This window comes from Flagellimonas algicida (assembly GCF_049629585.1).
Lineage (GTDB): Bacteria > Bacteroidota > Bacteroidia > Flavobacteriales > Flavobacteriaceae > Flagellimonas.
Window position 1 is genome coordinate 604,782 of sequence record NZ_JBMYIX010000002.1, and the last position, 13,491, is coordinate 618,272.

General features: G+C 44.4%; 11 protein-coding genes. 6 read left to right on the forward strand and 5 right to left on the reverse strand.

Annotation, left to right across the window (positions count from 1 at the left end; genetic code table 11):
- Position 1: 1 nt before the first annotated feature.
- Positions 2-3,121 carry a UvrD-helicase domain-containing protein gene (locus ACPD8L_RS11545; RefSeq protein ID WP_423943456.1) on the reverse strand — a complete coding sequence of 1,040 codons (3,120 nt, stop codon included), beginning with the start codon at positions 3,119-3,121 and terminating at the stop codon, positions 2-4.
- A gap of 119 nt (positions 3,122-3,240) precedes the next feature.
- Between ACPD8L_RS11545 and ACPD8L_RS11550 the strand changes: the two genes are divergently transcribed.
- Positions 3,241-3,849, forward strand: coding sequence for a superoxide dismutase (locus tag ACPD8L_RS11550; protein ID WP_116216528.1), 609 nt, complete (start codon positions 3,241-3,243; stop codon positions 3,847-3,849).
- Between the two features lie 169 nt (positions 3,850-4,018).
- Complete coding sequence (locus ACPD8L_RS11555) at positions 4,019-5,599, forward strand: IPT/TIG domain-containing protein (protein WP_421810342.1); 1,581 nt, start codon at positions 4,019-4,021, stop codon at positions 5,597-5,599.
- Positions 5,600-6,256: 657 nt separating this feature from the next.
- Here the strand turns inward: ACPD8L_RS11555 and ACPD8L_RS11560 are convergent.
- The 4 genes from ACPD8L_RS11560 to purN all read right to left on the reverse strand — a co-directional run bounded on the left by ACPD8L_RS11560 (position 6,257) and on the right by purN (position 10,421).
- On the reverse strand, positions 6,257-8,155 hold the full coding sequence (locus tag ACPD8L_RS11560) for an amidophosphoribosyltransferase (RefSeq protein ID WP_293303915.1): 1,899 nt from the start codon (positions 8,153-8,155) through the stop codon (positions 6,257-6,259).
- 44 nt (positions 8,156-8,199) lie between these two features.
- On the reverse strand, positions 8,200-9,126 hold the full coding sequence (locus tag ACPD8L_RS11565; protein ID WP_423943459.1) for a PfkB family carbohydrate kinase: 927 nt from the start codon (positions 9,124-9,126) through the stop codon (positions 8,200-8,202).
- 96 nt (positions 9,127-9,222) lie between these two features.
- Positions 9,223-9,858: a ribonuclease H1 domain-containing protein gene (locus ACPD8L_RS11570; protein WP_116216524.1), complete on the reverse strand. Its 636-nt coding sequence runs from the start codon at positions 9,856-9,858 to the stop codon at positions 9,223-9,225.
- Positions 9,858-10,421, reverse strand: a complete 564-nt coding sequence (gene purN, locus ACPD8L_RS11575; protein WP_423943461.1) for a phosphoribosylglycinamide formyltransferase — start codon at positions 10,419-10,421, stop codon at positions 9,858-9,860. Before purN ends, ACPD8L_RS11570 begins: the two co-directional genes overlap by 1 nt.
- A 162-nt stretch (positions 10,422-10,583) precedes the next feature.
- On the opposite strand from purN, the gene ACPD8L_RS11580 reads away from it, so the two are divergent.
- The 4 genes from ACPD8L_RS11580 (at position 10,584) to ACPD8L_RS11595 (ending at position 13,490) form a co-directional block, all read left to right on the forward strand.
- Positions 10,584-10,817: an acyl carrier protein gene (locus ACPD8L_RS11580; protein WP_009778413.1), complete on the forward strand. Its 234-nt coding sequence runs from the start codon at positions 10,584-10,586 to the stop codon at positions 10,815-10,817.
- Between the two features lie 101 nt (positions 10,818-10,918).
- Positions 10,919-12,169, forward strand: coding sequence for a beta-ketoacyl-ACP synthase II (gene fabF, locus ACPD8L_RS11585; protein WP_116216522.1), 1,251 nt, complete (start codon positions 10,919-10,921; stop codon positions 12,167-12,169).
- A gap of 7 nt (positions 12,170-12,176) precedes the next feature.
- Complete coding sequence (gene rnc / locus ACPD8L_RS11590) at positions 12,177-12,920, forward strand: ribonuclease III (protein WP_293303923.1); 744 nt, start codon at positions 12,177-12,179, stop codon at positions 12,918-12,920.
- A gap of 105 nt (positions 12,921-13,025) precedes the next feature.
- A complete protein-coding gene (locus ACPD8L_RS11595; RefSeq protein WP_116216520.1) occupies positions 13,026-13,490 on the forward strand; it encodes an IPExxxVDY family protein in 465 nt (154 codons plus the stop codon).
- Position 13,491 lies beyond the last annotated feature (1 nt).

Sequence of the window (13,491 nt, forward strand, 5' to 3'; positions counted from 1 at the left end):
ATTAAATGTATATGGGGTTAATTTTTTGATCAATATAAACAATAATGGTATGTTCAATTTTGTAGCCCATTACTTTTAGGGCATCTGCATATTGCATGATCTGTTCTTTGTGCGATGCGGAAGGTTTTCCCGTTTTGTAATCCAGTACCGTTGCCTTTCCATTGGAAACAACGATACGATCGGGTCGCAGGGACCAACCATCCACGGTCAGGATTTCCTGTTCGTTCAAAATTTCAAATGCGGTGGAAAAGTAAGTCTTTAGATCGGGATGGGTTACTACATCCATCAATTTTTGTTGAATTTCCCCTGAAGCATCTTTCTGAAAGTGCCCGGCCAGTTGAAGCTTTACAACTACTTGTGGGACATCTTTCGCAGTGTTTATTTGGCTTAGCGCATAATGGATCAGGTTGCCCATTTCAATGGCCTCCATACGCCCGTCGTCATCCCATAAACGACCCGAAGCGGTTGAAATGAGAAAGCCTTGGTCACCCTTGGGCCGTGTTACGTAGGCAATGTGGGTATCGTTTTTTGGTTCTAAAGGAGCAGCATTTTTCGGAAATGTGCCAAACGTATACTGCCCTGTTTCGTTCTTTGGAATGCCTTGATCATGAAGATACCATTGGAAAAGGTCCGCATACGAAGAAACACTTTCCAAGGAACCCAACTCCTTTCCGGTTTCCGTGAATACATAGAGTCCTTTCACGGGTCGGGTAAGGGCCACGTACAGAACGTTCATGGCATCCAAGAAGGACTTTTGTTCCTCATCCGTATATATTCGAGCCGATTCCACATTGTATTCCAGCATGTCCTTGTTCATGTTGATAAGGAATTCGTTCAATCCCAGGTCTGTTTCTGACGCGGTCGCTGGAACCCAAGACTTCTTTTTCTTCCGTTTGTCATCCAATAGGGCATTGGCAAAGGGGAAGATCACAAAAGGAAACTCCAGTCCCTTGGCCTTGTGGATGGTCATGATCCGCACGGCATTCACATTGTCCGGTGCGGCAATGGATAGGGAATCCTTTTTCTGCTCCCAGTACTGTAAAAAGGAATGAATGCTAGCCCCCATTCGTTTCTCCACCAGCAAAACCTCGTCCATTAAAAAGGTAAGGTAGGCGGTGGAATCATGGGCCAGTTCAAACTGTACTATGGCACTTTCCAGAATGGTGAACACGGATTGCCCCCGTAATCGTTCCATATCAAAACCGTAGTGCTCCAAAAGATAAATTCTGACTTGGTCCAGATACTTGGAGATGACCCCATGTTTGTCCGTTTCATCCTTCACCAAAAATAGCAATGCCATATAAGCCGCTTCTCGGTCTTGGGGGTTCTGCATAATGCGCAACAGGGCCATTAGGAAAGTAACCTTGTCGTTGTTGTTGAGCAATAGGGCATCCGAAGAGATGATGGGCACATGGTTCTGGGACAGAAAATCGGCCAATAGCATTCCGTTCTTGTTATCGCGCACCAAGATGCAGATATCCGAATAGGGATATCCCTCGGAAGTAAGGTGTTGGATGGTCTCCAAGGTCTTGGAGCAGTAGGTTTCTTCTTTATTTTCGATGCCATTTTCCAAAAAGGACAGCTGTACAAACCCGCCAGGTCTATTGTTGGTTTTTTGATGGCTGTCCTGTAGAAAGAGATTTCTGTACGCATCGTTTTGGAGGACCGGGGCCACGGTGGTGAAAAAGCGGTTGTTGAACTGGACGATTTCGTCATAACTCCGCCAGTTGGTGTCCAATGAATTAATGCTGGGTTCCACCACAAAGGGTTTTGTTGTGCCATTCAAAAGGTCCAGAAACTGTTCGGCCCGTCCGCCCCGCCAACGGTAAATGGCCTGCTTTACATCGCCCACCAAGAAAAGGGAACCACGCTGGTGTTTTTCGTCCTCACTTTCCAAGGCATTGCCAATAAGCGGTACCAGATTTTCCCATTGCATTTGGGAGGTATCCTGAAACTCATCAATAAAGTAGTGGCGGTATTTTTCGCCCATCCGTTCATAGATAAAGGGAACAGGCTGGTCCTTGATTTCCTTGGAGAGAATGGCATTGAGGGATGAAATGGGGATAATGTCCCGGTCCAACTCAATATTCCTGATTTCCTTGGCAATCTCGTTGAGCAAGGTCAAGGGAACCATGTTGCCATAAATGTTCTTGAGGTAGGCCCTGCGATAAATGTGTTGTTTGAGGGTCAAAAAAGTATTGAGAAGGGTCATGGCCAGTTCAGAAACGTCCCTTTTGTCATTGGCTTTTAGAAGTTTGCCTTCAACCAGATTGGGTTCCAAGGTTTTGCTTGTATAGATTTTTTTTGGGTCGAATTCCCCGGCCACCATTTTTTTAAAATGATTAGGCAGGGTCTGTCTGGGAAAATCCGAAGCTTCAAAACCTTGATGATCCATTTCCTGAAGCGATTTTTGGGCCATTTCAACAATTTTGGCCTCCAAAAGGGTCGCATCCGAAGCAAGCTTTTTTTGAATTTCCTTAAAATCACCAATGGACTTGGAACGCAAGGGATCTACATGTGCGGCATGGTTCTCTTGGAAGAGTAGTTTTCCAATTTCCAAGAGGTCGTAGGCAATGTTCCAGCTTTTGTCGTCATCAATTTTTTCAAGGGAAAAGGCAATGAGCACTTCGGTGAGTTCCGCATCACTGCCGGCGCGTTCCAACAATCGTCCCACGGCTTCTTCCAAGAGTAGTTCAATGTCCAGTTCCACCTCAAAATTTTGAGATAGGTGCAGGTCGCGCGCAAAGGTCTTTATGATCTTGTGGTTGAACTTGTCAATAGTGGAAATCTCAAAGAACGAATAATTGTGCAGGATTCGCTTTAACGCCCTTTGCGAGCGTTGCTGCAATTCCATTTCGCTTAATGCCAATTCTTGGCACAGTGTATGGAAAAGGGGTTGCTGTTTTTTCGGGATGGTTTTCTGACCAAAAGCGAATAGGTTGTCCAAAATTCGGGTCTTCATTTCATCCACGGCCTTATTGGTAAAGGTAATGGCTAAAATCTGTCTGAACTTGGCAGGGGAATCGTTGGCCAATAACAGTTTCAGATATTCCTTGGTCAGGGCATAGGTCTTGCCCGAACCTGCCGAAGCACTGTATATTTTAAAGCTGGTGTCTGCCAAGAAAACTTTTATTGCAAAATACGGATTATCGATCTGAACTTAACACGGATTTAAATGAATATGTTTGTTAAAACCCTTATTTTTACGAGAATTAAGTAATAACACAAAAACAAAGAATTATGGCTTTTGAACTACCAAAACTACCGTATGCATATGATGCATTGGAACCCCATATAGATGCTAGGACCATGGAGATCCACCATACCAAGCACCATAATGGCTATACCACCAAGTTGAACGATGCGATTGCAGGAACAGATTTGGAAGGGAAGGGAATTGAGGACATTTTGTCCAATTTGGACATGAACAATGGTGCCGTACGAAACAATGGTGGTGGATTTTACAACCACTCCCTTTTCTGGGAAGTAATGTCTCCCAATGGTGGCGGTGCCCCCAGTGGCGATTTGGCCGCGGCCATTGATGCAGCTTTTGGATCATTTGATGGTTTCAAGGAAAAATTTGCTGCTGCTGCGGGAACGCGCTTTGGGTCTGGATGGGCTTGGTTGTGCGTGCACAAAGGCGGAAAGCTGGAAGTGTGCTCCACCCCTAACCAAGATAATCCCATTATGCCCGGAACAGGGTGCGATGGTCAGCCCATTTTAGGGTTGGATGTATGGGAGCATGCCTATTATTTGAACTACCAAAACAGAAGACCTGATTATATCTCGGCATTCTTTAATGTGATCAATTGGGACAAAGTATCCGAAAACTACGAAGCGGCAAAATAAGACCGCATTCATATTATATATTGAAAAGCCGCGCATCTTGCGCGGTTTTTTTGTTTCATATGTAGTCAAAAGAGGTATCCGTCAACCCAAAAGGGGCATCCGTCAATTGGCCCCTGTTTTTTTCGGGGAGTTCCATTTTCTTTAAGGGATTAACCATAAAAAAGGAAATATGAAAAGGATATCTTACTTAAAAGTATTGGCGCTCACATTGGCCATAACGGTCTTCTCCTGCGGCAAGGACGATGGCCCCGACACCCCGACACCGCAATCTCCCGAGATTACCAGCTTTTCACCCACTAGTGGCCCGGTGGGTACCACGGTGGAGATCAGCGGAAAGAATTTTAGCGCCACTACCACGGACAATACCGTAAAGTTCAACGGGCAGGTAGCCTCGGTACAATTGGCCACCACTACCAAGTTGACGGTAACGGTTCCCGAAGGGGCCACTACGGGCAACATTACGGTAAAGGTGGGCGACAAAACGGCCACGAGCGCAACGGCTTTTACGGTCACGGAAGAAAATACAGGACCAGATGCGATAACGCTCGGCCAAACTGAGTTGACATTAAGTACGTTCAGTTTAACTTCACTTCAGATAACCAACCTTGGTGAATTTGACAGCCCGCAAGTTGTATGGGAAGTGGACAATTCTGATGTAATAGAGGTGGACGATGAAGGACAAGTTTTTGGATTACAAGCAGGCACGGCAACCGTTACGGTCACCATAGGTGAGCTCACTGCGCAATGTACTGTAACCGTGGAGCCCAGTGTCTTTATTGCAGGATATGATGGAGATGAAGCCATAGTTTGGATCAATGGGAATAAACTGTTTTCACATGAAGCAGTGGGAAATTGGGAATACTCAGCATCAGCTATTGCCAAATCCGTTCATGTAACAGGAAAGGATGTTTATGTGGCGGTAACAGAAGCAGATGGTGATACCGAAAAGGCGGCCGGATGGAAGAATGACGTTAATCTCTTCGTAAGTGAGAATTATTCTGCTGCCCATGCTATTGCCGAGAACAGTGATGGGGTGCATTTCTTGGGCTATGATACCTTCGGAAACTACCGTGCTGCGGGGTACTGGACTACCGAAGGTACTAGCAATTATCTTATAGATGCGGCTTCTTCTGAGGTCAGTGGAGCCTACAGCTATGGAGATAAGATATATGCAACCGGTGAGAAATGGATAGAAAATGTGGCCAACTGCCAAGTATTTGAAGTTGGGGGTACAGCTATGGATATTGGAACACCGCAATTTCCCTATGGGTCATTTGGACGAGCTATTTATGTTGATGAAACTGGAAAGCACATAGCAGGATTCGAGTATAACGAAGGAGGTAAAACAGTGGCAAAAATGTGGACCAATAATGGTAACACAGATGTAGAATTTAGTAATGGAATGACAGATGCAAGGGCTTTGGCGGTACATGGTAATGAAGAGGATTTAGTGGTCGTTGGAGGATACATAAGAAATGAGAGTAATCTTTTTGAGAGTTGGGTATGGATTCAAGGATTGGACGGATACAATGTTAAGCTTACTGAAGAGGGTATCTCGGGCGTGGTAAATGGAGTCTATGTGCATGATGACAGTATTTATGCCGTTGGTCATGAAGACCATTCCCAAGGAGAGTTTATTTATACTCCGATGTTATGGATATTGGATTTGCAAGGAAACCTAGTTGAAGAAATCCAAATGGCTAATAATAGTGGTGTCTCCTCCGAGGCATTCTCCGTGTTTGTAAAATAAGAAGGCTGCAACATAATAGGAAAAGGGCGCCGTTGGCGTCCTTTTTTTAGTTGTGGATTTTTACCAATAGAAAACGGCAGGAAAGCTCCTGCCGTTTTCGTCCCAAATCTTACCATAAACTTAACCTACTTATGCTATGGCGAGACTAAAATACTGGTATTGTGTAAAATAACAAAGGGTTTTGGAGAAATTTTTGCTTTTTCAAGAAAAAAGAAAACGTGCAGTTCGTCGATAAAATGGATAAATCCTTGGTTGTCAAACATAAAGAAGGCGGAGCACGCTCCGCCTTCTTTCCCCAAATCTTACCATGAACTTAACCTACTTATGCTATGGTCCTCCAAATGTACGCCAAGGGGTCTTTTGACCAACAAGCTTTTAGATGAAACCCACTTTAATTGGTTGAAGTGTACAACCGGGGTACCCTATTGATAAATGTCAAGAAAATAAGACTGATTTTTTATGATCTGGGATGGATGGAAAATAAAAAAGGTGGAATGACTTCCACCTTTTTTGCCCCAAATCTTACCATGAACTTAACCTACTTATGCTATGGCAACACTAAAGTAGGTTTGCAGCTTACCTATCGTATAAAAACCCGCTAATCTACTCATTTCATCGATGAAATGCATAGCTGGGCTGGGGTTTAAAACATATAGGTCAATAGGCGCGTTCGTTTTTCCCTTCGTAGAAATTGATAAAGGCCCTGTTCACTACCCTGTTCCCTCCTGGAGTGGGGTAATCACCGGTAAAATACCAATCGCCCAAATTCTTGGGGCAGGCCTCATGTAAATTGTCAACAGTTTGGTAAATAATGTCCACTTCGGCCTTTATACCCTCCGGACTGAGGATTTCGGCAATCTTTTTTGAAATCTGTTCGTTGGTGAAAGGTGCGTAGAACTCCTTCACATAGTTGACCACATCCTTGTCCTTGTTCTTGGTCTGCGTTAAGCACTTTTCATAGATTTCTTTCACCTTGTCCATAGTACCTAGGTCTTCATGTAAGGCCAAGGCAGCTTTAAAGGCCACAAAATCTTCCAGTTTGGCCATATCAATACCGTAACAATCCGGATAACGGATTTGTGGTGCAGAAGAGACCACAATTATTTTTTTGGGAGAAAGTCGGTCCAAGATTTTTAGGATACTGCGCTTTAAGGTAGTTCCCCTAACGATACTGTCGTCTATGATGACCAAGTTGTCATTTATCTTGACAGAGCCATAGGAAATGTCATAAACGTGGGCCACAAGATCATCCCGGCTACTGTCTTGGGTAATAAAGGTCCGTAGTTTGGCATCCTTGATGGCCACTTTTTCAATACGTGGGCGTACATCCAAAATTTGGTGAAGCTCTTCTCCTGTTATATTGGGCCCCAAATCGAGGATCTGTTGTTCTTTTTTCTTGTTGAGGTAGCTCTGGGCTTCCTTTACCATTCCAAAGAAAGAGGTTTCGGCTGTATTGGGAATATAGGAAAAGACCGTGTTGGAGAGATCATCATCAATGGACTTAAGGATTTGTGGAAATACGAGTTTCCCCAACATCTTTCGTTCTTGATAGATTTCCTTGTCACTTCCCCTTGAAAAATAGATGCGCTCAAAAGAGCAGGCCTTGCGTTCGGTGGGTTCCAAGATTTCCTTGAGGTCTACCGTACCTCCTTTTTTTACAATGATGGCATGTCCGGGGTCCAACTCATGCACATCATCATAGGATACATTGAAAACGGTTTGGATCACTGGACGTTCCGAGGCCACTACAACAATCTCATCGTCCTTGTAGTAGTAAGCAGGACGGATACCTGCGGGATCACGTACCACAAAGGCATCCCCATGGCCCAACAATCCGCCCATGGTATATCCGCCATCCCAGTTTTTGGATGCTTTTCGCAATATTTTGGCGACGTTCAATCGCTCTGCGATCAATGGGGAGGCTTCCCGTTTGCTATATCCTTCTTTTTTGATCTGCTTATAGAGTTTGGCCACGGCATCATCCAAAAAATGACCAATTTTTTCCATAACGGTGACCGTATCTGCCATTTCCTTGGGATGTTGCCCAAGCTCCACCAAGTTGCCAAAGAGCTCGTCAACATTGGTAAGATTAAAGTTCCCGGCCACAATAAGGTTTCGGTGCATCCAGTTGTTCTGTCTCAGGAAGGGATGTACACTCTCTATACTGTTCTTCCCAAAAGTACCATAACGTACGTGTCCCATGAGCAACTCACCAATGTAGGGAATATGACGTTTTTGAAGCGCGACATCATTTTCGTACTCGGGATGTTCGGCGAATGCGGTATTGATCCGGGAATTGATTTGCTCAAAGATGTCCTGTATGGGTTGCTGTTGCGCAGACCGTACCCGGCTCATGTAGCGCTCCCCGGCCTTCATGTCCAGCTTTATGCTTGCAAAACCGGCACCATCCTGTCCCCGGTTGTGCTGCTTCTCCATCATTAGGTACATTTTATTGACTCCGTAAAAAGCCGTACCGTACTTCTCCTTGTAATACTCAAGGGGTTTAAGCAAGCGGATCAGAGATATTCCGCATTCGTGCTTAATGGCATCACTCATAATAAAGCAAATAAAAAGCCCCGAAAAATTTTCAGGGCGGGTATTTATGTTAATTCAATATTGAACTGTGTCAATTCCTTAAACTGCATCAAACGGGCATCTATCTCTTGTTTCTCCAGTTTGGCCATCCGTTCGGTTCCAAAACGTTCAACACAAAACGAAGCCAGATTGGATCCTTGGATGATGGCGTTCTTCATGTTTTCAAAAGAGATGTTACCCGTTTGGGCCAAATATCCTGAAAATCCACCTGCAAAGGTATCTCCGGCCCCAGTGGGATCAAAGACCTCTTCCAAAGGTAGTGCGGGGGCAAAGAAAATATCTTCCTTATGGAACAACAGTGCACCGTGCTCCCCTTTTTTTATGACCACATATTTAGGTCCCATTTCCTGAATCTTGGCAGCGGCCTTAACGAGCGAATACTCTTTGGTCATTTGCCTGGCCTCTTCATCATTTATGGTGATCACATCGATTTGTGAAACGACTTCCATCAACTCATCCCAAGTATTGTCCATCCAAAAATTCATGGTATCCAGAACTATGAGTTTTGGTCGTTCTTCCATCTGATTGATTACACTCAGTTGGGTACTGGGGTGCAAATTGCCCAACATGACCACATCGGCCTCCTTGAAATTTTCGGGAACAACAGGGCTGAACGTACCCAAGGTGTTGAGTTCGGTGACCAAGGTATCCCTGGAATTGAGGTCGTTGTGGTAGCGGCCTTCCCAATAAAAAGTCTTGCCTCCTTGTACCACTTCTATGGCCGAAATATCGATATCACGATCTTTGAGCAAATCCAGATAGGCTTGGGGAAAATCGTCCCCCACAACTGAAACTATGGCAGCGTCTACGTTGAACTGTGATGCAGCCAATCCAATGAAAGGCGCGGCGCCCCCCAAAATCTTGCCGGTTTTGCCAAACGGGGTCTCAATAGCATCAAAGGCCACGCTCCCAACAATCAGTAATTTGCCCATTCAGTGAATTTTGGTGCAAATATACGGTATAGCAATTCCATTTTAAACTATGGTGGGCGCAATTTTAAAAAATGGGGGATTTGATGTTTTTTGAACCTATTTTCTACCAAAATCCGCTGGGATTTCACCCCAAGCCTTGGTTTCCCATTTTACGATGGGCGTAGCGTAGCGGTTTTTTTTGAGCCAATCCTCGGCCCGTTCAATTAGCTCAAAAAGAGTGGCGTTCTTTGGACCTTTTTTGAGTTTGGTGCCGCATTTCTTTTTTCGTACCCAACCTATGGCAATGCGGGAATCGGAATATAGGATTCGGTCACTGTTTTGTTTTTTAAGGAAGGCAAGGCCGTGCACGAGGGCTAAAAACTCACCCACATTGCTGGTTCCTTCGGCAAAGGGGCCTTGGTGGAACAGCACCCTTTTACTTTTGGTATCCACCCCGCGGTATTCCATTTTTCCGGGATTTCCACTGGAGGCCGCATCCACGGCGATGGAGTTGTAGTTGGGGTCGCCGATTTTTAAAAGCTCTTCCGGGGAAAGTTCAGATTTCCCTTTGGATGTGCCCTTGTATTCCAAATAGTTCCCGTTAAAGGCCTTTTTTGCCTCGGCAAAGGTTGGGAACGATTTGTATTGGGCGCCTTTAAAACCTTCAATTTGGGCCTTGCAATCGTCCCAAGATTCAAAAATACCCGGACGCTTTCCTTTCCAGACCACATAAAACTTCGCCTTCTTTGCCATTACAAAAGGAGTTTTTCAATCACCTTTGGAAAGTGTTCGTACTCCAATTGGTGTACTTTTTGGGCAATGGTTGCTGTGTCATCCTCCGTGGATAGAAAGGTTTTGGCCTGAAAAATAATGGCACCCTCATCGTAATGTTCGTTCACATAATGGATGGTGATGCCCGTTTCAGGTTCCAGATTGCCCTTTACGGCCTGATGTACTTTTTCACCATACATGCCCTTTCCACCATATTTGGGCAACAGGGCAGGGTGTATATTAATGATTTTATCGGGGAAGGCATCAATGATATTGGAAGGGATTTTCCATAAAAACCCGGCAAGGACGATTAAATCGACCTCCAATCCTTGAAGAAATTGAACCACGGTATCGGAAGCCGTAAAGGCGGCCCTGTTAAAGTAGAAACCGGGTGTATTCAATCTATCGCATCGCTCCAATACTTTGGCGGTATGTTTGTTGGTGAGCACGGCGGACACCTCCACATTAGGGCTTTCCTTGAAGTAATTGATTATATTTTCTGCATTTGACCCGCTGCCCGAGGCCAGTATAACTATTCGTTTCATCCAGTAAGGAATGGAAGGGATTTTCGATTAACTTTACAGGGCTAAAGTAATGTACTGAAGCTAAAGATGTTTAATTTAAGGCACATTTTATCGACAAATGGTGTATTTAATCCAAAGTTTTTTATTTTTGCCAACGATTAAATTTTTAAAACCACTATAATTATGTCAGACATTGCATCAAGAGTAAAGGCTATCATCGTTGATAAACTGGGTGTTGATGAGAATGAAGTTGTAGCAGAAGCTAGCTTTACCAACGATTTAGGAGCGGATTCCTTGGACACTGTTGAGCTTATCATGGAGTTTGAGAAAGAATTTGACATCCAAATTCCTGATGATCAAGCAGAAAACATTGCAACTGTTGGTCAAGCCATTAGCTACATAGAAGAAGCGAAGTAATTACATGATATATTACTAGAGAGTATAAATTATCCATGTGGTGTTTGATCGCATGGATAATTTTTTTATAATTTAGGTTTCAAAGGGTAAAAAATAGTTCAATGCAGTTAAAGCGAGTAGTGGTTACAGGAATGGGAGCGTTGACCCCCATTGGTAACAATTTGGGAGCTTATTGGGAAGGACTACGGACCGGTAAGAGCGGTTCTGCCCCCATAACATATTTCGATACGGAGAAGTTCAAGACCAACTTCGCCTGTGAGCTCAAAGGGTACGACCCAGGAGATTTCTTTGATAGAAAAGAAGCTCGGAAACTGGATAGGTTTGCCCAATATGCCCTTGTCTCATCCGATGAGGCCATCGCTGATTCAGGGATAGATTTGGACAATGTGGACAAATTTAGGGTCGGTGTTGTTTGGGGAGCCGGGATCGGTGGCTTGGAAACTTTCCAGAACGAAGTAATTGGCTATGCCAATGGTGATGGAACCCCAAGATTCAATCCGTTCTTTATTCCTAAGATGATTGCGGACATTGCTCCGGGAAATATCTCCATAAAGCATGGGTTCATGGGTCCCAACTATACCACGGTATCTGCATGTGCCTCTTCGGCCAATGCCATGATCGATGCGCTCAATTATATTAGATTGGGGCATTGTGATGTCATTGTTACTGGAGGAAGTGAAGCTGCGGTGACCATTGCCGGTATGGGAGGGTTTAATGCCATGCATGCCCTATCTACAAGAAACGATAGTCCTGAGACTGCGTCCAGACCATTTGATGCCACTCGTGACGGATTTGTGCTCGGTGAAGGTGCTGGTGCCCTTATTTTGGAGGAGTACGAGCATGCCAAGGCCAGAGGTGCCAAAATCTATGCGGAGGTATTGGGCGGTGGACTTTCCAGTGATGCCCACCACATGACTGCTCCACATCCAGAAGGGATTGGCGTGGTCAAGGTTATGGAGAACTGTTTGGAAAATGCCGGACTCAAACCGGAAGATGTGGACGCCATCAATACGCACGGAACCTCTACACCTTTGGGTGATGTGGCCGAGTTAAAGGCCATATCCAAAGTATTTGGAGACCATGCTCCAAAGATCAACATCAATTCCACCAAGTCCATGACCGGACACTTGTTGGGAGCTGCGGGAGCCATTGAGGCCATTGCCTCCATTTTGGCCATGGAACACAGTTTGGTCCCTCCAACCATCAACCATAGTGTGGTGGATGAACAGATTGATCCTTCACTGAACCTTACCTTGAACAAGGCTCAAGAACGTGAGGTTAAAGTGGCCATGAGCAATACCTTCGGGTTTGGAGGCCACAATGCATGTGTTTTGTTTAAAAAATTAGGGTAGTTTCAAGATGAAATTCACCTCCAAAATATTCAATTCCCATCCAGATACGGATGGGGATTTTTTTTTGGGGATCAAAAGGATACTTGGGTTTAAACCTAGGGACATTGAGATTTACAAAAGGGCGTTCTTACATCGGTCCGTGAACAAAAAGGACACGGATGGAAACCCCATGAATTATGAACGTTTGGAATTTTTGGGTGATTCCATGCTGGGGACCATCATCTCTAAGCATCTCTACAATGAGGTTCCCGAAGGTGACGAGGGTTACCTAACCAAAATGCGCTCCAAAGTAGTGAGCAGAAAGCACCTGAACGAACTGGGAAAAGATTTGGAACTTTTGCAGTTTGTGGAAAGCCGAATCCCCAAGTCCCATTTCGGGGAGAATATACACGGTAATGTTTTTGAAGCACTGGTAGGGGCCATTTACTTGGACCGTGGTTATCCCTATTGCGAAAAGTTCATTAATGAACGGGTTATAGAACCCTATGTGGACATTGATCAGTTGGAAGGAAAAGTGATCAGTTACAAGAGTTTGGTCATAGAATGGTGCCAAAAACAAAAAAAGTCGTTCCATTACAACGTCTATGAAGACACCGGGAACGATGAGTTGAAACACTTCGCCGTAAAACTGACCATTGGCGACCGAATTTTGGCGAAGGCAAGGGCCACCTCCAAAAAGAAGGCGGAAGAAAAGGCCTCCAAAAGGGCCTATTTTGCCCTTCAGAACAAAATCGAAAATCAACAAGATTAAATAAAGGTAAATTCAAACGTTTTCGTTTGGTTTCTGAACGTATTGTACCGTTTCAGCTAGGCAGTCAAAGGGATTAAGAGTATATTTACATTTCGTGTTAAAGGCATGTTGACAACGCACAAGATATCGGCAGACTTTTTTGATGACAGTTTTGGGCTTATTGCCATCCACAGCAATTTGGAGGACTATGCCTTGGCATATGGCATCAATTTTAATTGTTCGCTGTATCTGAAGAGAATGGAAAATGATCTTCATTTGGACGGAAGTTTCTTTTTTTCCGTATTTGATTGGGAGGATGAAATAAATGATGTGTATTGGACCTTGATTTCCAATACCTGTACGATTGAGGAAACTGTTCCATCCGATGGTCTGTTTGGAGGCACTTCCTCTTTTAGGACCAATCACTTGGTCAAGGAACGAAAAGAAATAGACTATTTTTTAAAGGTCGATGGCGCCGATGAAATTGCCTTGCAAGAGAAAGTCAAGGCCATCAACAAAATTTCCAAGGTGGTAACAGCATACCCATTGGAAACACACACATTAAAATCAAAAAGAAATTTAATCTTTTAAA

Coding starts and splice junctions, on each gene's coding strand:
- ACPD8L_RS11550 (WP_116216528.1), top strand. CDS start 3,241: ATGGCTTTTGAACTACCAAAACTACCGTATGCATATGATGCATTGGAA.
- ACPD8L_RS11570 (WP_116216524.1), bottom strand. CDS start 9,858: ATGGCAAAGAAGGCGAAGTTTTATGTGGTCTGGAAAGGAAAGCGTCCG.
- rnc (WP_293303923.1), top strand. CDS start 12,177: ATGAAATTCACCTCCAAAATATTCAATTCCCATCCAGATACGGATGGG.
- fabF (WP_116216522.1), top strand. CDS start 10,919: ATGCAGTTAAAGCGAGTAGTGGTTACAGGAATGGGAGCGTTGACCCCC.
- ACPD8L_RS11560 (WP_293303915.1), bottom strand. CDS start 8,155: ATGAGTGATGCCATTAAGCACGAATGCGGAATATCTCTGATCCGCTTG.
- ACPD8L_RS11555 (WP_421810342.1), top strand. CDS start 4,019: ATGAAAAGGATATCTTACTTAAAAGTATTGGCGCTCACATTGGCCATA.
- ACPD8L_RS11595 (WP_116216520.1), top strand. CDS start 13,026: ATGTTGACAACGCACAAGATATCGGCAGACTTTTTTGATGACAGTTTT.
- ACPD8L_RS11565 (WP_423943459.1), bottom strand. CDS start 9,126: ATGGGCAAATTACTGATTGTTGGGAGCGTGGCCTTTGATGCTATTGAG.
- purN (WP_423943461.1), bottom strand. CDS start 10,421: ATGAAACGAATAGTTATACTGGCCTCGGGCAGCGGGTCAAATGCAGAA.
- ACPD8L_RS11580 (WP_009778413.1), top strand. CDS start 10,584: ATGTCAGACATTGCATCAAGAGTAAAGGCTATCATCGTTGATAAACTG.